The following is a 19,201-nucleotide window of genomic DNA, read 5'->3' on the forward strand; positions in this document are numbered from 1 at the left end:
GAAACAGATCGTGCGGGACTGGCGTCAGTCTATTCAGCCCTCGTCGGTTCTCGGCGCCGTGGGGTCGCGTCCCTCGTCCAGGGCCTTCCACAGGTCGAGGCTGCTCTGCTCCTCCGGCGGCACCTCGCTGACGGGCGCGGCCGCGGTCGGGGCGTCGTACCGGCGTCCCATCTCGGGCCAGGCCCGGCACCACAGCGTCGCGAGGACTCCCGCGACCAGGGCCAGCACGGTGCCGAGGACCGCGGCCCAGTACCACCCCGTCGGCCCGACCTCGCCGTCGTCGATGCCGAGCTGGCCGAGCTGCTCGCGCAGGTCGTCCGACACCTGGGGGTACGCCGCGATCGCGGCCACGAGCGCCCCCGCTGCCGCGAGCGTGCCGAGCACGGCCATCGCCCGCCGGACGCGGCCCCGGGTCACCAGCAGCACGCCCCAGGCGGCCAGCGCGACCAGCGCGAGCGCGGTCACCAGCGGCATGCTGGCGTCGAAGGTCATCTGCAGGCTCGCCGAGCTCGCCTCGCCGCTCACGACCTGCTGGTTGCCGCCGACCGCGGCGAGGGTGCCGCCGGCCAGCCCCAGCAGGACGACGGGGCCGAAGGTGCGGCGCCGGTCAGCCATCGGCGAGCAGCAGGTCGGCGTCGAAGCACGTGCGGTCACCGGTGTGGCACGCGGCGCCCACCTGGTCCACCTTCACCAGGAGCGTGTCGCCGTCACAGTCCAGGCGCACCTCCTTGACCCACTGCAGGTGGCCGGAGGTGTCGCCCTTGACCCAGTACTCCTGGCGCGAGCGGCTCCAGTACGTCGCCCGCCCGGTCGTGAGCGTGCGTGCCAGCGCCTCGTCGTCCATCCAGCCGAGCATCAGCACCTCGCCGGTGTCGTGCTGCTGGACCACGGCCGGCACCAGTCCGTCGTCGGTGCGCTTCAGCCGGTCCGCGATCGCGGGGTCGAGGGTCGTCACGCAGCCAGTATCCCGCGCGACCGAGGGCGGCTACGGGGCGGTGTCCAGCCCGATCCGGACGAGCACCTCGGCGGCGGCGTCCGCCAGCGCCAGCAACCGCTCCTGCTCGGGCTCGGTGGGCACGTGCGCGCGCGCCCAGTAGGCGCCGATCGCGGCGACCGGGCGCTGGGCGCCCACGGGCACCATGTACAGGCTGCGCACGAACGTCGGCCGGTACGCCTCCAGCGGGATCCGCTCGTCGACGTCGATGTCGGGCACGGCCACCGGGGTGGCGTGGAGCATCGCCCAGCCCGAGATGCAGGACGTGATCGGGAACCGCTGGCCCTTCCACAGGGGCGAGATCGCGTCCTCGTCCACGTAGTAGCAGAGGTCGTCCTCCCGCAGCACGAACGTGGCGCCGTGGGCGCGGGCGGCGATCCGGGCGTAGGTGCGCACGACGTCAGCGAGCTCGGTCACGGTCGTGACCTGCTCGAGCTGCTGCGTCTGGCCCTGGACCCGCATGTGACGAGTGTCCCACAGCAGCGGGGCCGAGGAGGGGGTTACGCGGACTGTTGCGCGAGCCAGCTCGCGTGCAGTCCGGCGTACACCGAGCCCTCCTGACGCACGAGCTCGGCGTGCGGTCCGCGCTGGGCGATCCGGCCCCGGTCGACCACGACGACCTCGTCGGCGGTCTCGGCGGTGCTGAGCCGGTGCGCGATGGTGACCGAGGTGCGCCCGATCATGAGTCGCTCCAGGGCCCGGCCGATGCGCATCTCGAGGGCCGGGTCGACCGCGCTGGTGGCCTCGTCGAGGACCAGCAGGTCGGGGTCGGCGAGCTGCGCGCGCCAGAGCGCGACCAGCTGCCGCTCCCCCGCCGACATCGACTCGCCCCGCTGGCCGACCTCGGTGTGGATGCCCGCGGGCAGGCCCGCGAGCCAGTCGCCGAGCCCGAGGTCGTCGGCCGCGGCCACGATCTCCTCGTCGGTCGCGTCGAGGCGGCCGTAGCGCACGTTGGCGGCGATCGTGTCGTGGAAGAGGAAGCCCTCCTGGGGCACCAGCACGACGCTGCGCCGCAACGAGTGCTGGGCGATCCGGCGCAGGTCGATGCCGTCGAGCAGCACCGCCCCGTCGGTGGGGTCCATCAGCCGCGTCAGGAGCTTGGCGATCGTGGACTTGCCCGACCCGGTCTCGCCGACGACGGCCAGCCGGGTGCCCGCGGCGATCTCGAGGTCGATGTCGCGCAGCACCGGCGGGCCGCCCGGGTAGGCGAACGACACCGCCTCGAAGCGGACGTCGACCGGCCCCCGCGGCAGGGTCGCGCCGTCCGGGCCGGGGTCGACCAGGTCGGCCGGGGTCTCGAGGATGCCGAGGACGCGGCGCCAGCTGACGACGGCGTTCTGCGCGTCGGTGAGGATCTGGGTGCCCATCTGCACCGGGCCGACGAACAGCGTCACGAGGAACGCGAACGCCAGCACGGTGCCGGCGGTGATGTCGCCGGCGAAGCCGAGCCAGACGCCGATCACGATCACGCCGGCGTTGGCCAGCCCGGCCGAGATCCCCCCGAGCGAGAACGAGAGGACCGTGAACCCCTGGGCGCGGGTGCTGGCGGTCTTGTACTCGTCGATCGCGGCGTCGATGCGGTCCTGGGTGCGCTCCTCGACGGCGTACGACCGGACCACCGCGGCCCCGACGACCGGCTCGGAGATCGCCGACAGCATCACCGCGACCTGGGCGCGCACGACGCCGTACGCCTCGGAGAGCTTGCGCTGGAAGTAGCGGATCGACAGGAACAGCGGCGCGAAGCAGACCCACACCACGAGCGCGAGCTGCCAGCTGTAGAACAGCATCACGATCGTCGCGACCAGCACCTGCCCGACGCTGACGACGAACAGCAGCCCGCCGAACACGAGGAACTGGCTGACCTGGTCGACGTCGCTGGTGACCCGGGAGACGAGGGCGCCGCGACGCTCGGTGTTCTGCGTCAGCAGCGGGAGGTCGTGGACATGGCGGAACGCCTTGATCCGCAGCGTTGCCAGGCCGCGCTCGGACGTCGTGAACAGCCGGGCGGTCATGGCGTACGACGCCCACGCTGCGACGAGGATCGCGACCATCGCGCCCAGGCCCATCTGGACGACGTAGGACACGTCCGGCCCGCCCGGCCCGTTGAGCCCGTCGTCGATGGTCTTCTGCACCGCGACCGGTACGACGACCTGGCCGATCGAGGCGATGAACGCGAGGACCAGGGTCCAGCCCACGCCCTCCTTGAGCTCGGGCGAGTAGCGCACGCCACGGCGGATCGTCTCGATCGCGCCGATGTTCTCGCCGGTGTCCATGCTCGTCTCGGAGTCGCTCATTCCGTCACCTCGACCTCGAGCTCGGCGGCGACCTCGTAGGCGTTGACGAGGTTGGCGTACGCCGGGCTCCGCTCGAGCAGCTCGGCGTGCGTGCCCCGGTCGGCCACCCGGCCGTCCTCGAGGTGGACGACCTCGTCGGCGAGCGCGATCGTGGCCTTGCGGTAGGCGACCACGACCAGCGTGGTGTCGTGCGTGCCGCTGCGCAGCGCCTCGAGGATGCGCGCCTCGACCTCGGGGTCGACGGCGGAGGTCGCGTCGTCGAGGATCAGCAGCCGCGGCTCGCGGACCAGCGCCCGGGCCAGCGAGATCCGCTGACGCTGCCCCCCGGACAGCGACGTGCCGCGCTCACCCAGGCGGGTGTCGAGGCCGTGCGGGAGCGCGGCGACGAAGCCGTCGGCCTGCGCCGCACGCAACGCCGCCCACACGTCCTCGTCGGAGACGTCGGCACCGAGGGTGACGTTGCCGCGCACGGTGTCGTCGAACAGGAACGCGGTCTGCTGCACGATCGCGGCGACCCGAGCGAGCTCGCCGCGGGCGAGGTCGCGCAGGTCGGTGCCGTCGAGCAGCACCCGGCCCTCGTCGGGGTCGACCAGCCGGGTCATCAGGTTCGTGAGGGTGCTCTTGCCGGAGGCGGTCGCGCCGACCAGCGCGACCGTGCGCCCCGGCTCGACGGTGAACGTCACGTCGTCCAGGAGCCGCTGGTCGGGGTCGTAGCGGTAGCCGAGGTGCTCGATCTCGAGCCGCGAGCCGGACTCGCCGGTGGTCGCGGTGCGCTCGCCGAACGGCATCTCGCCGGTCGCGCGCAGCACGGTGCGCACCCGCTGGTAGCCGACCACGCTGCGGGGGAACTCACCGAGCAGCCACCCGATCGAGCGGATCGGGAACGACACGATCGTCAGCAGGAACGCGACGGTGACGACGTCGCCGGCGTCGGTCTGGCCGTTGAGGACCCGCGCGACGCCGACGGCCAGCACCACGAGCACTCCGAGGTTGGGCAGGGCGGCGAGCGTCGGGTCGAACGCGGCCCGGACGCGGCCGGCGCGGATGTTGATGTCGCGCAGCTGGTGGGCCATGTCCGCGAACCGCTCGGTCTCCTCGGCCTCGCGGCCGAGGGTCTTGACGACCATCGCGCCGTCGAAGGACTCGTGGGCGACCTCGCTGAGCTCGGCGCGCAGCTGCTGCGCCTTGGTCATCAGCGGCGAGGCGCGGCGCTGGTAGGCGATGTTGGCCAGCACGACGGCCGGGAACACCAGCGCGCCGACCAGCGCGAGCACCACGTCGGTCAAGAACATCTGGACGACCGCGATCACCATCATCACGACCGTGCCGAGCGCCATCGGCAGCGGCGCGATGGGCCCCCACGCCGCCTCGACGTCGGAGTTGGCGTTGGAGAGCAGCTGACCGGTCGGGTGGCGCTGGTGCCACGACATCGGGAGCGCGAGGTACTGCCGGGTGACCGCGCGGCGGGTGTGCGCCTGCATCCGGTATTGCATGATCCCGGCGCCGAGCCGGCGGGCCACGATGCCGACCGCGCGCAGCAGCGCGACGCCGAGGAACAGCGCGACGACCGCCACCAGCATGTCGGTGCCGATCTCGCCGTTCTCGAACGCGGGCAGCACGACGTGGTCGGTCGCCCAGCCGAGCACCCAGGCGTCGGCGACGGTGAGCGCACCGAAGATCACGCTGCCGGCGGTGGAGACCGCGAACACCCACGGCTCCCGACGGATGGCGATCCAGAGTACGGCGGCGCCGGCACCCATCGTGCCCCGCCGCGTCCGCTCGTCTGTCACCCTCACACCTCTCCGCCCGCGACAACCTCGCGAGACGGCCACCCTATTCCGAGCATCCGACAGTAACCTTCCGGTTCATGACCGCCCCGACCCAGGAGAGCCTCGCCAAGCGCGAGCGCCGCGAGCTCTGCGACCTGGCCCTGGCCCTCGGCCCGGACGCCCCCACGCTGTGCGAGGGCTGGACCGCCTCCGACCTGATGGCGCACCTCGTGGTCCGCGAGCGCAAGCCGGTCGCGTCGATCGGCAACGTCGTCGAGCGGTTCTCCGGCCTCAACCAGCGCGCGATGGCCAAGCAGCAGGCGCGCGGCTTCGAGGTGCTCGTCGAGCGCTACCGCACCCCGGCGCTGTTCCTCCGCGCGGTGCCCCCGGTCGACGAGGCGATGAACGGCTTCGAGCTGCTCGTGCACCACGAGGACCTGCGCCGCGGCGCGGCGTCGTGGGAGCCGCGCGACCTCGACCCCGCCGAGCTCGACCTGCTCTGGTCGCGGCTCTCCAAGGGCATGAAGTTCTTCGGGCGCCGGATCCCGGTCCCGACGGTGCTGCGGCGGTCCGACACCGGCGCGACGACGGTCGCCAAGCCCGGCGACGACCCCGTGACCGTCAGCGGTCCGGTCGTCGAGCTGGTCCTGCTCCTGTTCGGCCGCTCCGCGCTCCGCGACGTCACGTTCGAGGGACCGGAGGACAAGGTCGAGGAGCTCCGCTCGGCCGAGCTGGGGGTCTGAACCGCTCCCCAGGACGGGTGGCGCGTCGTACCGTCGGGCCATGAGAGCCCCCCTCGCCGCGCTGGCCGCGGCCGCGATCCTCGCCTCCGGCTGCTCCGGCGACGAGTCCGAGAGCGAGCCGGCCCCGGACCCGCGCGCCCCCGAGGTCACCGAGCTGGAGTCCGGGCCGGTCGGCGTCGCGGAGGTGAACGGCGAGGCCTGGACGACCCTGGTGCGCGAGAACGCCGTGCGGCCGGGCGACGGCGAGCTCATCGAGGTCGGCGAGTTCCCGCTGCGCCTGGTCGACACCCCGACCGGCGTGTGGGTGAGCGTGATCGGGGACGGCACGATCGTGCAGATCGACGCCGACACCGGCGAGGTGCTGAGCACGGTGCCGATCGAGCCGAAGGGCAGCGAGCCGGAGGGCATCGCCTGGGACGGCGAGAGCCTGTGGGTGGTCGACCAGGACGCCGGCCGGGTCCTCCAGCTGGACTCCGACGGCTCCGAGACCGCGTCGTACCCCACCGACGACGCGCCACGCTTGGTCGCGGTCGGCGAGTCGGGCATCTGGGTGGCGAACTACGGCGGGTCGTCGGTCTCGCGGGTGCACGACGGGCGGGTGAAGACCGTGCCGGTGCCCGGCTGCACCGGCCCGCAGGACCTCGCCGAGGTGGCCGGCAAGGTCTGGGTCTCGTGCACGCTCAGCGGCAAGGTCATCGTCCTCGACGCCGGCACCATGAAGCAGGTCGGCGAGATCCCCGACGTGCCCGACGCCGACGCGGTCGTCGCGGGTGACGGCAGCGTGTACGTCGTCGGCCAGTCGGGTCCGACCGTGTACGTCGTCGACCCGGAGACCTCGACGGTCGCCGAGAAGCTCGTGCTCGACGACGCACCGCCGACCGGGGAGAACGTCGGCGCCGCCGTCGTGGGCGCTGATCTGGTCGTGACGCACCCCGAGGTGCGGAAGATCTACTCGCTGCCGCTGCCGTAGCGGGCCGCGCGGATCCCGTGAGAAGTCAGCGCACCGGGTGGCCGGCGGCGGCCAGCGAGTCCTTCACGTCCGAGATCCGCAGGGTGCCGAAGTGGAACACGGTCGCGGCGAGGACGGCGTCCGCGCCGGCGTCGACCGCGGGCGGGAAGTGGTCGGTCGCGCCGGCACCGCCGGACGCGATCACCGGCACGGTCACCTCGCGGCGTACGGCGCGGATCAGCTCGAGGTCGAAGCCGTCCTGGGTGCCGTCCGCGTCCATGGCGTTCAGCAGGATCTCGCCGGCGCCGAGCTCGGCCGCGCGCACCGCCCACTCGATCGCGTCCAGACCGGCGGACTTCCGGCCGCCGTGCGTGGTGACCTCGAAGCCGGACGCCGTGCCGGAGGCGCGGCGCGCGTCGACCGAGAGCACCAGCACCTGGTTGCCGAAGCGGTCCGCGATCTCCGCGACCAGCTCCGGCCGGTGGATCGCGGCGGTGTTCACCGCGACCTTGTCAGCACCCGCGCGCAGCAACCGGTCGACGTCGTCGACCGAGGACACTCCCCCGCCGACGGTCAGCGGGATGAAGACCTCCTCGGCGGTGCGCGACACGATCTCCATCGTGGTCGCGCGACCCTCGTGCGAGGCGGAGATGTCGAGGAAGGTCAGCTCGTCGGCGCCCTCGGCGTCGTAGATCCGGGCCAGCTCGACCGGGTCACCGGCGTCGCGCAGCTCCTTGAAGTTGATGCCCTTCACCACGCGCCCGGCATCGACGTCCAGGCACGGGATCACCCGGACGGCGAGCGTCATCGGGTGCCCTTGGTGAGGGCGAGGGCGTCCTCCAGGGTGAACTTCCCCTCGTACAGCGCGGTCCCGGCGATCGCACCCTCGACGCCCTCAGGGACGAGGTCCATGAGCGCCCGGATGTCGTCGAGCGTGGTCACGCCGCCGGAGGCGACGATCGGCGCGGAGGTCACCGCCGCGACGTCACGCAGCAGCTGGAGGTTCGGCCCGGCGAGCATGCCGTCCTTGTTGACGTCGGTCACGACGTAGCGCGCGCAGCCCTCGGAGTCGAGGCGGGCGAGCGTCTCGTAGAGGTCACCGCCGTCCTTGGTCCAGCCGCGGGCGGCCAGGGTGCGACCGCGTACGTCGAGGCCGATGGCGACGCGGTCGCCGTGCTCGGCGATGACCTTCGCGCACCACTCGGGCTGCTCGAGCGCGGCGGTGCCGATGTTGACCCGCCGGCAGCCGGTGGCCAGCGCCGCGGCGAGCGACTCGTCGTCGCGGATGCCGCCGCTCATCTCGACCTGGATGTCGAGCGCGCCGACGATCTCGGCCTGCAGCTCGCGGTTGGAGCCGCGCCCGAACGCCGCGTCGAGGTCGACGAGGTGGATCCACTCCGCGCCGGCGTCCTGCCAGCGCATCGCGGCGGCCACCGGGTCGCCGTACACGCGCTCGGAGCCGGCGACGCCCTGGGCGAGCTGGACGGCCCGGCCCTCGGTGATGTCGACGGCGGGGAGGAGCTCGAGGTAGTCAGACATGCTCAGGGACTCAATTCTTGGTCATCAGGATCTGGACGACGGGCACGAGGAGCAGGCTCAGCAGCAGCGCGAAGGCGCGGACCGCCCAGTCGCCGGAGGCGAGCCACACCAGCACGTTGAGCACCACCACCGCGACGATCAGCAGCCGGGTCTGGCGCCGGTGCCGCTCCGCGATCACGCCCGACGGGCCGCGGCGGGACTTCGGGACCCAGCGGGTCAACGCCCGCTTGCGCGCCTCACGGCGCTCCTTCTTCTCGGCCTCGGCCGCGCGTGCGGCGGCGACGATCGCGGCCTCGCGCTCGCGCTCGGCCCGGCGCTGGGCCCGCTCCTTGCTCACAACGAACCCACCCAGTTGCGAAACAGCGCGGCGCCGGCGTCACCGGACTTCTCCGGGTGGAACTGGGTCGCGGTCAGCGGCCCGTTCTCGACCGCGGCCACGAACCGGTCGCCCCCGTGCTCGCTCCAGTGCACCAGCGGGGCGCGGGTCCGGTCGTTGGTCACGAGCGTCCAGTCGCGGATGCCGTAGGAGTGCACGAAGTAGAACCGCTCGTCCTCGATGCCGTCGAACAGCGTCGTGCCGGTCTCGACCTCGACGGTGTTCCAGCCCATGTGCGGTACGACGGGCGCCTGCAGCCGCTCGACCACTCCCGGCCACTCGTCGCAGCCCTCGGTCTCCACGCCGTGCTCGACCCCGCGCTCGAACAGGATCTGCATGCCCACGCAGATCCCGAGCACCGGCCGACCGCCGGAGAGCCGCCGCCCGATGATCCGCTCGCCCCTGATCTCGCGCAGCCCGGCCATGCAGGCGGCGTACGCGCCGACCCCGGGGACCAGCAGGCCGTCGGCGTTCAGCGCCGTGTCGAAGTCGCTGGTGAGCGTGACGTCGGCCCCGGCGCGCTCGACCGCGCGGACGGCCGAGCGGAGGTTGCCCGAGCCGTAGTCGAGGACGACGACGGACCTCGACGTCACAGACTGCCCTTGGTGGAGGGCACACCCGTCTCGCGCGGGTCGATCGCGATGGCGTCGCGGAACGCCCGGGCGAACGCCTTGAACTGGGTCTCCACGATGTGGTGCGGCTCGCGGCCGGCCAGCACCCGCACGTGCAGCGCGAGGTGCGCGTGGAACGCGATGGTCTCGAAGACGTGCTGGGTCAGCGAGCCGAGGTAGTCCCCGCCGAGCACGACGTACTGCTGGCCCTCCGGCTCGCCGGTGTGCACGCAGTACGGACGGCCCGACACGTCGACGACGGCCTGCACCAGCGCCTCGTCGAGCGGGACCGTCGCGTCGCCGAAGCGGCGCACGCCGGTCTTGTCTCCGAGCGCCTCGCGCAGCGCCTGGCCGAGCACGATCGCGGTGTCCTCGACGGTGTGGTGGGCGTCGATGTGGGTGTCGCCCTCGGTCTGGACGGTGAGGTCGAGCAGCGCGTGCCGGCCGAACGCGTCGAGCATGTGGTCGTAGAAGCCGACCCCGGTGGAGATGTCGGTGCGGCCGCTGCCGTCGAGGTCGACCTCGACGAGGACCTTCGACTCCTTGGTCTGCCGCTCGATGCGTGCAGTCCTGCTCATAGCTCCTCCATGACCTGGGTCAGTGCTTCCTTGAACGCCATCATCTCGTCTGCGGTGCCGATCGAGACACGCAGCCACCCGTCGGGACCGGTCTCGCGGATCAGCACCCCCCGGTCGAGCAGCCCCTGCCAGACAGCATGGCGGTCGGCGAACGTGCCGAACAACGCGAAATTCGCGTCCGAGTCCGCGACCTGCAGCCCCTGCGCCCGCAGCCAGTCGACGGTGGCGTCGCGCTCCACGCGCAGCTCGTCGACCTTGCCGAGCAGCTCGGGGGCGTGCCGCAGGGCGGCCAGCGCGGTCGCCTGGGTGACCGCGGAGAGGTGGTACGGCAGCCGCACCACCCGGATCGCGTCGCAGATCGCGGGGTCCGCGGCGAGGTAGCCCAGCCGCAGCCCGGCGGCCGCGAACGCCTTGCTCATCGTCCGGGTGACGACCAGGTTGCGGTGCTCGGGCAGCAGCTCGACCGCGCTGCGCACGCCCGCGCGCCGGAACTCGCCGTACGCCTCGTCGATCACCACGATCCCGTCGCCCGCCGCCTCGCAGAGCGTGGCGATCGCGTCGAACGGCAGCGCGGTGCCGGTCGGGTTGTTCGGGCTCGGCAGCAGCACCACGCTCGGCTGCGTCTCCTTGACCAGGTCCCGCGCGTGGTCGAGGTCGAGGGAGAAGTCGCTCTCGCGGCGCCCGGCGACCCACTCGGTCAGCGAGTCACGGGCGTACTCCGGGTACATCGAGTACGTCGGAGCGAAGCTCAGCGCCACCCGTCCCGGGCCGCCGAACGCCTGCAGCAGCTGCAGCATGACCTCGTTGGAGCCGTTGGCCGCCCACACCTGCTCGGGGGTGACGCCGTGGACCGTGTCGTGGGAGAGGTACGCCGCCAGCGCGGCCCGGAGCTCGACGAACTCGCGGTCCGGGTAGCGGTTCAGCGTCGTCGCGGCCTCCGCGACGGCGCTCGCGATGTCCGCGACGCACTCCGGGGAGGGGCCGTAGGGGTTCTCGTTGACGTTGAGCTGCACCGGGACGTCCAACTGAGGAGCGCCGTACGGCTCGATGCCGCGCAGCTCCTCGCGCAGAGGAGGCCAGCTCATCGCCCGAACCGCACCGAGACCGCGGCGCCGTGACCCGGAAGGTCTTCGGCGTTCGCGAGCGTGACGACGTGCCCGGCGACCGCCTCGAGGGCGTCTCGGGAGTAGTCGACGACGTGCACGGACTTCGTGAACGCGCGCACGGACAGGCCGCTGCTGTGGCAGGCGCAGCCGGCGGTCGGGAGCACGTGGTTGGAGCCGGCGCAGTAGTCGCCGAGGCTGACCGGGGCGTACTGCCCCACGAAGATCGCGCCCGCGTTGCGCACCCGCGCGGCCCACGCCGAGGCGTCCTCGGTGTGGATCTCGAGGTGCTCGGCGGCGTAGGCGTTGACGACGTCGAGCCCCTGCTCGAGGTCGTCGACCAGCACGATCCCCGACTGCGGACCGGTGAGGCTGGTGCGGATCCGCTCGACGTGCTTGGTCACCCAGACCTGCTTCTCCAGCTCCGCCTCGACGTCGCTCGCGAGCCGCTCGCTCGGCGTGACCAGCACGGACGCCGCCAGCGGGTCGTGCTCGGCCTGGCTGATCAGGTCGGCGGCGACGTACGCCGCGTCCGCGGTGTCGTCGGCCAGGATCGCGATCTCGGTCGGCCCGGCCTCGGAGTCGATGCCGACCTGGCCCTTGAGCAGCCGCTTCGCGGTGACCGTGTAGATGTTGCCCGGTCCGGTCACCAGGTCGACCTTGGCGCAGGGGCCGACGCCGTAGGCGAACATCGCGATCGCCTGGGCACCGCCGACGGAGTACACCTCGTCGACGCCGAGCAGCGCGCACGCGGCCAGGATCGTCGGGTGCACCGAGCCGCCGAACTCCTTCTGCGGCGGGCTGGACAGCGCGATCGAGCCGACGCCCGCGGTCTGGGCCGGGACGACGTTCATCAGCACGCTGGAGACGAGCGGCGCGATGCCGCCCGGGACGTAGAGGCCGACGCGGTCGACCGGCACCTTGCGGTGGGTGACCCGGGCGCCGGGACCGAGGTCGGTGACGGCGTCCTGCTCCAGCTCGTTGGCGCAGGTGGCGCGCAGCCGGCGGATCGACTCCTCGAGCCCGGCGCGGATCGACGGGTCGAGGTCGTCCAGCGCCGCCGCGATCTGGCCTGCCGGCACGCGGATGTCGTCGACGGTGACCCCGTCGAAACGCTCGCCGTACTCACGGATCGCGTCGAGCCCGCGGCTGCGCACCGCCTCGCAGATCGCATGCACCGCGGGGACCGCCGCCTCGACGTCGAAGTCCGCGCGGGGCACGGCGGCGCGATAGTCGACGCCTCCGCGGTCGGCGCCTCGCAGGTCGATGCGCTGGATCATGGCTCGATTCTACGAGCCGGAGCCGGTTCTCCCCGATCGGCGACAGTGGCTGGACTACGTTGGGCGTGTGACGGACACGCTGCCGATGTTCCCGCTCAACGCGGTGCTCTTCCCCGGCGTGAGTGTGCCGCTCACCGTCTTCGAGGACCGCTACCGCGCGCTGGTGCACCACCTGCTGCGGGTCCCGGACCCGGCGCAGCGGGTCTTCGGCTCGGTCGGCATCCGTGAGGGCTACGAGGTCGGCGACCACGGGTCGCAGTCGCTGTACCGCGTCGGCTGCAAGATGCAGCTGACCGAGATCGAGGAGAATCCGGACGGCACGTTCGAGGTGGTCGCGGTCGGCCTGGAGCGGATCCAGCTCGACAGCCTGGAGACCTCGGGCCTCTTCCCGGTGGGCCACATCACCGAGCGACCCGACCCCGAGTCCGTCGTCCCCGAGGCCGTGCTCGAGCAGGCCCGGATCGCGTTCACGGCCTACCGCGCAGCGCTCGCCGACATCCGCAGCGACCCGTACGCGGGCTCGCTCCCCCGTGACCCGACGTACCTCTCCTGGACGCTCGCGGCACTGGCGCCGCTGCCGATGCCCGAGCGGCAGTCGCTCCTCGAGGCCGACGACGCCGCGGAGCGGCTGATCCTCGTGACCGACCTGCTGCGCGCCGAGCTGCGCGCGATGAACGTGATCCCGTCCCTCCCGGCCACCGAGGTGGCCCGCACCCGATGGTCTCCCAACTGACGATGGCGAAGAAGAAGTCGGCCGGCGGTACGCCGGCCACGGTGGCGCTGACTGCGGCCGGCATCGCGTTCGAGCTGCACGAGTACACCCACGACCCGCGGGCGGCGTCGTTCGGACTGGAGGCCGCCGAGGCGCTCGGCCTCGAGCCCGCCCAGGTGTTCAAGACCCTGATGGCGAGCGTGGACGGCCGGCTGACCGTCGGGATCGTGCCGGTGTCCGGCCAGCTCGACCTCAAGGCGCTGGCGCGCGCCGTCGGCGGCAGCAAGGCCGCGATGGCCGAGGTCGCGGCGGCGGAGCGCGCGACGGGGTACGTCGCCGGCGGCATCTCGCCGGTCGGCCAGAAGCGCGCGCATCCGACCGTGCTCGACGAGTCCGCGCTCGGCTACGACACGGTCTACGTCTCCGGCGGCCGCCGCGGGCTCGACCTCGGGATCGCGCCGGGCGACCTGGTGAAGGTGACCGGCGCGACGGTGGCAGCGATCAGCCGGTGATCAATCGGTCGTGATCTTGAGGACGCCGTGCACGGCGCCTTCGTCGACCCAGGTGCTCAGGCCCGCCGCGTCGAGCGGATCGAGGTTGTCCTGGAGCTCCTGGTCGTCGCCGAACAGGTTCGAGAGCCAGGTCGCGTCCAGGTCGACGTAGACGATCGCCGAGGCGTCATCGGCCTCCTCGACCACGTCGCGGTAGGAGTCGTCGTCGCCGAGACCGCCGTCCTCGAGGAGCTGCTCGCGGTAGTCGGCGTCCGGGCCGACCACGACGACACCCTCGCCGTCGTCGCTGGCGAACAGCTCGGCGTCCGGGCCGGCCAGGTCACGCAGCTTGTCCAGCACGCCGTCGATCTCATCGGCGTCGCCGGAGACCTTCGCGCCGACCTGGAAGCTGCCGCCGTCGCCCTCCTCGGGCGCCCAGAACAGGCCGTCGGAGTCGAAGTCGGGCCCGACCGCGAGCGCCATCGAGTCACCGAGCAGGGTGCGTACGTCGTCGGGCAGGTCCAGCCCGGTCTCCTCGCTCAGCTGCTCCATCAGCTCGGCGGCCGTGCTGCCCTCGGCGGTGGCGAGCTGCTCGACCAGGTCGGTGAACCAGTCCTCCCCGAAGGACAGGCCGATCGCCACCGCGGTGTCGGCCGGGAGGGTGCCGATCGTCTCGCCGGCCCGGTCGCCGGAGGTGATGGCGTCGCCGTACTCCCCGGCGTCACCCGCCACCTCGAGCTCGACCCCGCCGTCGTCGAAGCGCACCGTCGCGGCGGCGCCCTCGAAGTCCTCGAGCGCCTCCGTCATCTCGTCGGGAGCGCCGGCCATGTCCTCGCTCAGGAAGCCGTCCAGGTCGGCGAGGTAGCCGAGCTCCTCGGCGATGAGCGCGCCGGCCTCGGGCGCGGCGTACATCGAGACGATGCCGGAGTCGCCGGCCGCGTCGGTCCAGCGCGTGAAGTCGTCGTCCTCGGACAGCGGCGCGTCCGCGGCGTCGTCGGAGACCTGGTCCACGATCTCCTGGGTCTCGCCGACCAGCGCCCAGCCGTCCGCGACCACCCAGGCGCCCTCGCCGTCGGCGCAGTCGCTGAGCTTGCCCAGTCCCTCCTCGGCGGCGTCCTCGTCGCCCACCTGGACCACGAAGACCGGGTCCGGAGACTCATGGCCGGCGTCGACCGCGGCGACCGCGAACCGGTCGCCGAGCCAGGGCTCGATGTCGTCGGCGTAGTCGAGCTCGGCGCACCCGCCGGACTCCTGGACCTTCTCGAAGATCCACTGCCGGACGTCGTCGTCGGTGTCGAGGCCGATCTCGTCCTCGAACGCCGGGAACTTCTTCAGCGTGCGCAGCGCCTCGATCTTCTGACCCCCGCTGGGGTCCAGGTCGATGCTGGCGTAGGCGATCGTCGAGTCGGGCAGCGCCTCGGCCGGCTGGGGGCCGGTGGCGAAGAACGTCCACGCCGCCCAGGCACCGGCGCCGAGCAGCGCGACGCCGCCGACGATGCCGGCGGCGAGCAGCGCGGTCCGGCGTCCGGACCCGGCCTGCGCCGGCGGGAGCGGCCCTCCGGACCCGATGTCGAGGTACTCGCTGCTGGTCACGAGAAGACCTTACCCAGCGGGCAGGTCCTCGGACTGCGCGTGCCGCCGGGGGCCGAGCCCGATGAAGACCAGGGCCAGCGCGACCAGCGCGCCGGCGGGGAGCGCGATCCACGGGCTCCACTCCGAGACCGTGAGGGCGGCGGGCAGGCGAGTGCCGTCGGTCGCGTTCGCGGCCAGGTCCTGGGGGTCGGCCGGCCCGAGAGCCAGCCCGATCCGGACCATCAGGAACGTCGCGAGCGCCGAGCCCACGACCACGGCGGCCAGGGTGACCAGCGGTGCGCGGTCGAGGAACAGCGCCACGAGCGCTCCGACGAGCAGTCCGGTCGCGCTGGCGACGACGACGTACCAGCCGGTGCCGGAGAACTGTCCCTGCAGCGCCGCCTCGTCCTCCGCGACCCACTGGTGGTCGTAGACCAGGCCGTACGGCGCGGTCCAGACCCACTCCCACACCAGGGCGCCGACCACCCCCGCGAGCGCGAACAGGGTGACGATCACGACGAAGTCGACCCAGGCGGGCCGCTGCCCCGTCGGTCGGCCCGTCGGTCGGCCCGTCACCCGGTCAGGCATCCGGGGCCCAGCAGGTGCTTGAGGTCGGCGTACAAGGCCGGGCTGGGCGTGACGCGGTGGCGCTCGAGGTTCAGCACGATCGTCTTGTCGCGCATCCGCAGCCGCAGGTGCACCTCGTTGGTGCCGGCGTGCGTGGCGAGGACGTCCTTGAGGTGCCCGACGACGGCGTCGTTGACCCGGGTCTGCGGCAGGTTGATCACCACCGGACCGCTCGGGCCGGCGCTGGTGTCGACCAGGCTGACCTCCTGGCCCATGATCTCGGGCTGCTCCTTGCTGCGCGAGAGCCGGCCCTTGACGGTGATGATCGCGTCGTCGGCCACCAGGTGGCCGCACAGCTGCCAGGCGCTCGGGAACAGCAGCACGTCGATGGCGCCGTCGAGGTCCTCGACCGTGACCAGCGCCCACGCGTCGCCACGCTTGGTGATCTTGCGCTGCACCGAGGTGACCAGGCCGGACACCGTGATCGGGCTGCCGTCCTGCCGGTTCTCGTCCATCATCAGCTGGCCGATGGTGCAGTCGGTGCCGTTGGCGAGCAGGTGCTCGAGACCGAGCAACGGGTGGTCGGAGACGTAGAGGCCGAGCATCCCGCGCTCGAAGCCGAGCAGCGTCATCTTGTCCCACTCGTCGATCTCGGGGATCGCGACACTGACGTCGAAGCCGACCTCCTCGGCGGTGTCGAGACCGCCGAACAGGGAGTCCTGGCCCTCGTCCTCGCGCTTGAGGCCGGCGTACCGGTCGGTCGCCTCCTCGTGGATCAGGTGCAGCGCGCGGCGCTTGTGCTTCATGTCGTCGAAGGCGCCGGCGTAGATGAGCGACTCGATGACCCGCTTGTTGCAGACGTTGGCCGGCACCTTCGAGAGGAAGTCGTTGAAGTGCTCGTAGCGGCTGTCCTCGCGCGCGGACACGATGCCGTCGACGACGTTCGCGCCGACGTTGCGGATCGCGGTGAGGCCGAAGCGGATGTCGTTGCCGACCGGCGTGAAGTCGTGGGCGGACTCGTTGACGTCCGGCGGAAGCACCTGGATCTTCATCCGGCGGCACTCGTTGAGGTAGATCGCGAGCTTGTCCTTGTCGTCCTTGGCGGACGTCAGCAGCGCGGCCATGTACTCGGCCGGGTAGTTGGCCTTGAGGTAGGCGGTCCAGTACGTGATGACGCCGTACGCCGCGGAGTGCGACTTGTTGAACGCGTAGTCGGCGAAGGGGACCAGGATCTCCCAGAGCGTCTTGACGGCGTCCTGGGGATAGCCCCGCTCGAGCATGCCGGCCTCGAAGCCGGCGTACTGCTTGTCGAGCTCCTCCTTCTTCTTCTTGCCCATCGCGCGGCGCATGTTGTCCGCGGCGCCCAGCGAGAAGCCCGCGAGCACCTGCGCGATCGCCATGACCTGCTCCTGGTACACGATCAGGCCGTAGGTCTCTCCCAGCACCGGCTCGAGCGCCTCGGCGAGCGCGGGGTGGATCGGCTCGATCGGCTGGCGGCCGTTCTTGCGGTGGGCGTACTTGTTGTGGGAGTCCGCGCCCATCGGACCGGGGCGGTAGAGCGCGCTGACCGCGGTGATGTCGGCGAACTGGTCGGGCTGCATCGAGCGCAGCAGCGCGCGCATGCCACCACCATCGAGCTGGAACACGCCGAGCGTGTCGCCGCGGCCCATCAGCTCGTAGGTGGGCCGGTCGTCGAAGGGCAGCTCCTCGAGGACGACCTTCTCACCGCGGTTGGCCTCGATGTTCGCGACGGCGTCGTCGAGGATGTGCAGGTTGCTCAGGCCGAGGAAGTCCATCTTGACCAGCCCGAGCGCCTCGCACATCGGGTAGTCGAACTGGGTGATGACCGCGCCGTCCTGCGGGCGGGCCATCAGCGGCACGATGTCGATCAGCGGCTCGCTGGACATGATCACGCCTGCTGCGTGCACGCCCCAGTTGCGGATCTGGCCCTCGAGGCCGACCGCGGTGTTGTAGATCGTGCGGACGTCGGGGTCCTGGTCGTGCAGCGCGCGGAACTCGCCGCCCTCGCCGTACCGCTTGTGGTTGGGGTCGAAGATGTCCTTGAGCGCGACGCCCTTGCCCATGACGTCCGCCGGCAGCGCCTTGGTGATCCGGTCCGAGATCGCGAAGCCGTGGTCGAGCACGCGCGCGGCGTCCTTGATCGCGGCCTTGGCCTTGAGCCGGCCGAACGTCGCGATCTGGGCGACGCGGTCCGCGCCGTACTTCTGCGTGACGTACTGGATGACCTCGCCGCGGCGGTGGTCGTCGAAGTCGATGTCGAAGTCGGGCATCGACGGGCGCTCGGGGTTGAGGAAGCGCTCGAAGAACAGACCGTGCTCGAGCGGGCACAGGTCGGTGATGCTCAGGGCGTACGCCGCGATCGAGCCCGCGCCCGAGCCGCGGCCGGGGCCGACGCGGATGCCGTTGCGCTTGGACCACTGGATGAAGTCGGCGACCACGAGGTAGTACCCGCAGTAGCCCTTCTGCGAGATGATCGCGAGCTCCATCTCGACGCGGTCCTTGACCTCCTGGGTCAGCCGGTCGCCGGGGTAGCGGGCCTCGATGCCGCGCCACACCTCCTTGCGGAACCAGGTCTCCTCGGTCTCGCCCTCCGGCACGTCGGCGCGGGCCATGTAGCCGCCGGTGGACTCGACGAACTCGACCTCGCAGCGCTCGGCGATCGCGAGGGTGTTGTCGCACGCCTCGGCCAGGTCGAACCCGGTCCAGAGCTCGCGCATCTCGGCTGCGGACTTGATGTAGTAGCCGCCGCCGTCGAACTTGAGGCGGTTGGTGTCCGAGAGCCGCTTGCCGGACGCGACGCAGATCAGGGCGTCGTGGGCGTCGGCGTCCTCGGGGTTGTTGTAGTGCGAGTCGTTGGTGGCCAGCGGCGGGATGCCGAGCTCACGGCCGAGCTTGAGCAGGTCGTCGCGGACCCGCTTCTCGATCGAGATGCCGTGGTCCATCAGCTCGAGGAAGACGTTGTCGCGCCCGAAGATGTCCTGCAGCTCGCCCGCCTCGCGGACCGCCTCGTCCCACTGGCCCAGGCGCAGGCGGGTCTGGATCGCGCCGCTGGGGCAGCCGGTGCTGACGATCAGCCCCTTGCTGTGCTCCTGGAGGATCTCCTTGTCCATCCGGGGCTTGTAGAAGAAGCCCTCGAGGCTGGAGCGGGAGGACAGCCGGAACAGGTTGTGCATGCCCTCGGTGTTCTCGGCCCACATCGTCATGTGGGTGTAGGCACCGGCGCCGGCGACGTCGTTGCCGCCCTCCTCCGCGGCGTCACCGCTGCCCCAGCGGACCCGCTTGCGCTCGCCGCGCGGGGTGCCGGGCGTGATGTAGGCCTCGATGCCGATGATCGGCTTGACGCCGTACTTGCGGGCCTTGGAGTAGAAGTCGAACGCGCCGTGCAGGTTGCCGTGGTCGGTCATCGCGATGGCGGGCATGCCCTGGTCCACCACCCGCGTGAAGAGGCCGTCGAGCAGCGAGGCACCGTCGAGCATGGAGTACTCGGTGTGGACGTGCAGGTGGACGAAGGAGTCCTGGGAGCCGTTCGCCATCGTCGCGGGCCACTCCTCGGCTGTCGGTCTCGGTTCTGCGGGCATGACGGACCAGAGCCACGAAGCGGT

General features: G+C 71.8%; 19 protein-coding genes. 4 read left to right on the top strand and 15 right to left on the bottom strand.

Annotation, left to right across the window (positions count from 1 at the left end; genetic code table 11):
- Nucleotides 1-33: 33 nt before the first annotated feature.
- From ABD875_RS04730 to ABD875_RS04750, 5 genes are read right to left on the bottom strand one after another with little or no spacing between them, the layout of a single operon-like run.
- A complete protein-coding gene (locus ABD875_RS04730) occupies nt 34-615 on the bottom strand; it encodes a Trp biosynthesis-associated membrane protein (protein ID WP_345171729.1) in 582 nt (193 codons plus the stop codon).
- Complete coding sequence (gene hisI / locus ABD875_RS04735; RefSeq protein WP_345171731.1) at nt 608-955, bottom strand: phosphoribosyl-AMP cyclohydrolase; 348 nt, start codon at nt 953-955, stop codon at nt 608-610. Before hisI ends, ABD875_RS04730 begins: the two co-directional genes overlap by 8 nt.
- Nucleotides 956-985: 30 nt before the next feature.
- A complete protein-coding gene (locus tag ABD875_RS04740; protein ID WP_345171733.1) occupies nt 986-1,456 on the bottom strand; it encodes a GAF domain-containing protein in 471 nt (156 codons plus the stop codon).
- Nucleotides 1,457-1,494: 38 nt separating this feature from the next.
- The gene (locus ABD875_RS04745) at nt 1,495-3,288 is read right to left on the bottom strand and encodes an ABC transporter ATP-binding protein (protein WP_345171735.1); all 1,794 of its coding nucleotides are present in this window, start codon (nt 3,286-3,288) and stop codon (nt 1,495-1,497) included.
- Nucleotides 3,285-5,048 carry an ABC transporter ATP-binding protein gene (locus ABD875_RS04750; RefSeq protein WP_417614417.1) on the bottom strand — a complete coding sequence of 588 codons (1,764 nt, stop codon included), beginning with the start codon at nt 5,046-5,048 and terminating at the stop codon, nt 3,285-3,287. The genes ABD875_RS04745 and ABD875_RS04750 overlap by 4 nt, the downstream gene beginning before the upstream one ends.
- 107 nt (nt 5,049-5,155) lie before the next feature.
- Here ABD875_RS04750 and ABD875_RS04755 point away from each other — a divergent pair, with 107 nt between their 5' ends.
- Both ABD875_RS04755 and ABD875_RS04760 read left to right on the top strand, forming a co-directional pair.
- Nucleotides 5,156-5,800, top strand: a complete 645-nt coding sequence (locus tag ABD875_RS04755) for a TIGR03085 family metal-binding protein (RefSeq protein ID WP_345171737.1) — start codon at nt 5,156-5,158, stop codon at nt 5,798-5,800.
- A gap of 40 nt (nt 5,801-5,840) precedes the next feature.
- Nucleotides 5,841-6,770, top strand: a complete 930-nt coding sequence (locus tag ABD875_RS04760; RefSeq protein WP_345171739.1) for a Vgb family protein — start codon at nt 5,841-5,843, stop codon at nt 6,768-6,770.
- A gap of 25 nt (nt 6,771-6,795) precedes the next feature.
- Here the strand turns inward: ABD875_RS04760 and hisF are convergent, their stop codons facing one another.
- From hisF to hisD, 7 genes are read right to left on the bottom strand one after another with little or no spacing between them, the layout of a single operon-like run.
- The gene (gene hisF, locus ABD875_RS04765) at nt 6,796-7,557 is read right to left on the bottom strand and encodes an imidazole glycerol phosphate synthase subunit HisF (RefSeq protein ID WP_345171741.1); all 762 of its coding nucleotides are present in this window, start codon (nt 7,555-7,557) and stop codon (nt 6,796-6,798) included.
- Nucleotides 7,554-8,288, bottom strand: a complete 735-nt coding sequence (gene priA / locus ABD875_RS04770) for a bifunctional 1-(5-phosphoribosyl)-5-((5-phosphoribosylamino)methylideneamino)imidazole-4-carboxamide isomerase/phosphoribosylanthranilate isomerase PriA (protein WP_345171743.1) — start codon at nt 8,286-8,288, stop codon at nt 7,554-7,556. The genes hisF and priA overlap by 4 nt, the downstream gene beginning before the upstream one ends.
- Nucleotides 8,289-8,298: 10 nt before the next feature.
- The gene (locus ABD875_RS04775; RefSeq protein ID WP_345171745.1) at nt 8,299-8,625 is read right to left on the bottom strand and encodes a hypothetical protein; all 327 of its coding nucleotides are present in this window, start codon (nt 8,623-8,625) and stop codon (nt 8,299-8,301) included.
- On the bottom strand, nt 8,622-9,257 hold the full coding sequence (gene hisH, locus ABD875_RS04780) for an imidazole glycerol phosphate synthase subunit HisH (protein WP_345171747.1): 636 nt from the start codon (nt 9,255-9,257) through the stop codon (nt 8,622-8,624). Before hisH ends, ABD875_RS04775 begins: the two co-directional genes overlap by 4 nt.
- A complete protein-coding gene (gene hisB / locus ABD875_RS04785) occupies nt 9,254-9,853 on the bottom strand; it encodes an imidazoleglycerol-phosphate dehydratase HisB (RefSeq protein WP_345171749.1) in 600 nt (199 codons plus the stop codon). Before hisB ends, hisH begins: the two co-directional genes overlap by 4 nt.
- On the bottom strand, nt 9,850-10,938 hold the full coding sequence (locus ABD875_RS04790; protein WP_345171751.1) for a histidinol-phosphate transaminase: 1,089 nt from the start codon (nt 10,936-10,938) through the stop codon (nt 9,850-9,852). Before ABD875_RS04790 ends, hisB begins: the two co-directional genes overlap by 4 nt.
- Nucleotides 10,935-12,236 (bottom strand): histidinol dehydrogenase, encoded by a 1,302-nt coding sequence (gene hisD, locus ABD875_RS04795; protein ID WP_345171753.1) that lies wholly within the window; start codon nt 12,234-12,236, stop codon nt 10,935-10,937. The genes ABD875_RS04790 and hisD overlap by 4 nt, the downstream gene beginning before the upstream one ends.
- 67 nt (nt 12,237-12,303) lie before the next feature.
- Between hisD and ABD875_RS04800 the strand changes: the two genes are divergently transcribed.
- Together ABD875_RS04800 and ybaK are read left to right on the top strand one after the other, a co-directional pair.
- Entirely contained in the window at nt 12,304-12,969 is a 666-nt protein-coding gene (locus ABD875_RS04800) for an LON peptidase substrate-binding domain-containing protein (RefSeq protein ID WP_345171755.1), read from the top strand.
- Nucleotides 12,954-13,460 carry a Cys-tRNA(Pro) deacylase gene (gene ybaK / locus ABD875_RS04805; RefSeq protein WP_345171756.1) on the top strand — a complete coding sequence of 169 codons (507 nt, stop codon included), beginning with the start codon at nt 12,954-12,956 and terminating at the stop codon, nt 13,458-13,460. The genes ABD875_RS04800 and ybaK overlap by 16 nt, the downstream gene beginning before the upstream one ends.
- Here the strand turns inward: ybaK and ABD875_RS04810 are convergent, their stop codons facing one another.
- Genes ABD875_RS04810 through dnaE form a run of 3 tightly spaced genes read right to left on the bottom strand, consistent with a single transcriptional unit; the run spans nt 13,461 to nt 19,132 of the window.
- A complete protein-coding gene (locus tag ABD875_RS04810) occupies nt 13,461-15,032 on the bottom strand; it encodes a DUF3352 domain-containing protein (protein WP_345171758.1) in 1,572 nt (523 codons plus the stop codon).
- A 9-nt stretch (nt 15,033-15,041) separates the two neighbouring features.
- Complete coding sequence (locus ABD875_RS04815) at nt 15,042-15,527, bottom strand: hypothetical protein (protein ID WP_345171759.1); 486 nt, start codon at nt 15,525-15,527, stop codon at nt 15,042-15,044.
- Nucleotides 15,528-15,583: 56 nt separating this feature from the next.
- A complete protein-coding gene (gene dnaE, locus ABD875_RS04820) occupies nt 15,584-19,132 on the bottom strand; it encodes a DNA polymerase III subunit alpha (RefSeq protein ID WP_345171761.1) in 3,549 nt (1,182 codons plus the stop codon).
- Nucleotides 19,133-19,201: the final 69 nt, after the last annotated feature.

This window comes from Nocardioides caricicola, from assembly GCF_039541135.1.
Classification (GTDB): Bacteria; Actinomycetota; Actinomycetes; order Propionibacteriales; family Nocardioidaceae; genus Nocardioides; species Nocardioides caricicola.

What these genes read in the sequence shown, in the direction of transcription:
- ABD875_RS04750 (WP_417614417.1), bottom strand. Translation starts at nt 5,048, where the DNA reads ATGGGTGCCGGCGCCGCCGTACTCTGGATCGCCATCCGTCGGGAGCCG.
- ABD875_RS04740 (WP_345171733.1), bottom strand. Translation starts at nt 1,456, where the DNA reads ATGCGGGTCCAGGGCCAGACGCAGCAGCTCGAGCAGGTCACGACCGTG.
- hisB (WP_345171749.1), bottom strand. Translation starts at nt 9,853, where the DNA reads ATGAGCAGGACTGCACGCATCGAGCGGCAGACCAAGGAGTCGAAGGTC.
- ABD875_RS04730 (WP_345171729.1), bottom strand. Translation starts at nt 615, where the DNA reads ATGGCTGACCGGCGCCGCACCTTCGGCCCCGTCGTCCTGCTGGGGCTG.
- ABD875_RS04745 (WP_345171735.1), bottom strand. Translation starts at nt 3,288, where the DNA reads ATGAGCGACTCCGAGACGAGCATGGACACCGGCGAGAACATCGGCGCG.
- hisD (WP_345171753.1), bottom strand. Translation starts at nt 12,236, where the DNA reads ATGATCCAGCGCATCGACCTGCGAGGCGCCGACCGCGGAGGCGTCGAC.
- ybaK (WP_345171756.1), top strand. Translation starts at nt 12,954, where the DNA reads ATGGTCTCCCAACTGACGATGGCGAAGAAGAAGTCGGCCGGCGGTACG.
- priA (WP_345171743.1), bottom strand. Translation starts at nt 8,288, where the DNA reads ATGTCTGACTACCTCGAGCTCCTCCCCGCCGTCGACATCACCGAGGGC.
- ABD875_RS04755 (WP_345171737.1), top strand. Translation starts at nt 5,156, where the DNA reads ATGACCGCCCCGACCCAGGAGAGCCTCGCCAAGCGCGAGCGCCGCGAG.
- hisF (WP_345171741.1), bottom strand. Translation starts at nt 7,557, where the DNA reads ATGACGCTCGCCGTCCGGGTGATCCCGTGCCTGGACGTCGATGCCGGG.
- dnaE (WP_345171761.1), bottom strand. Translation starts at nt 19,132, where the DNA reads ATGGCGAACGGCTCCCAGGACTCCTTCGTCCACCTGCACGTCCACACC.
- ABD875_RS04760 (WP_345171739.1), top strand. Translation starts at nt 5,841, where the DNA reads ATGAGAGCCCCCCTCGCCGCGCTGGCCGCGGCCGCGATCCTCGCCTCC.
- ABD875_RS04790 (WP_345171751.1), bottom strand. Translation starts at nt 10,938, where the DNA reads ATGAGCTGGCCTCCTCTGCGCGAGGAGCTGCGCGGCATCGAGCCGTAC.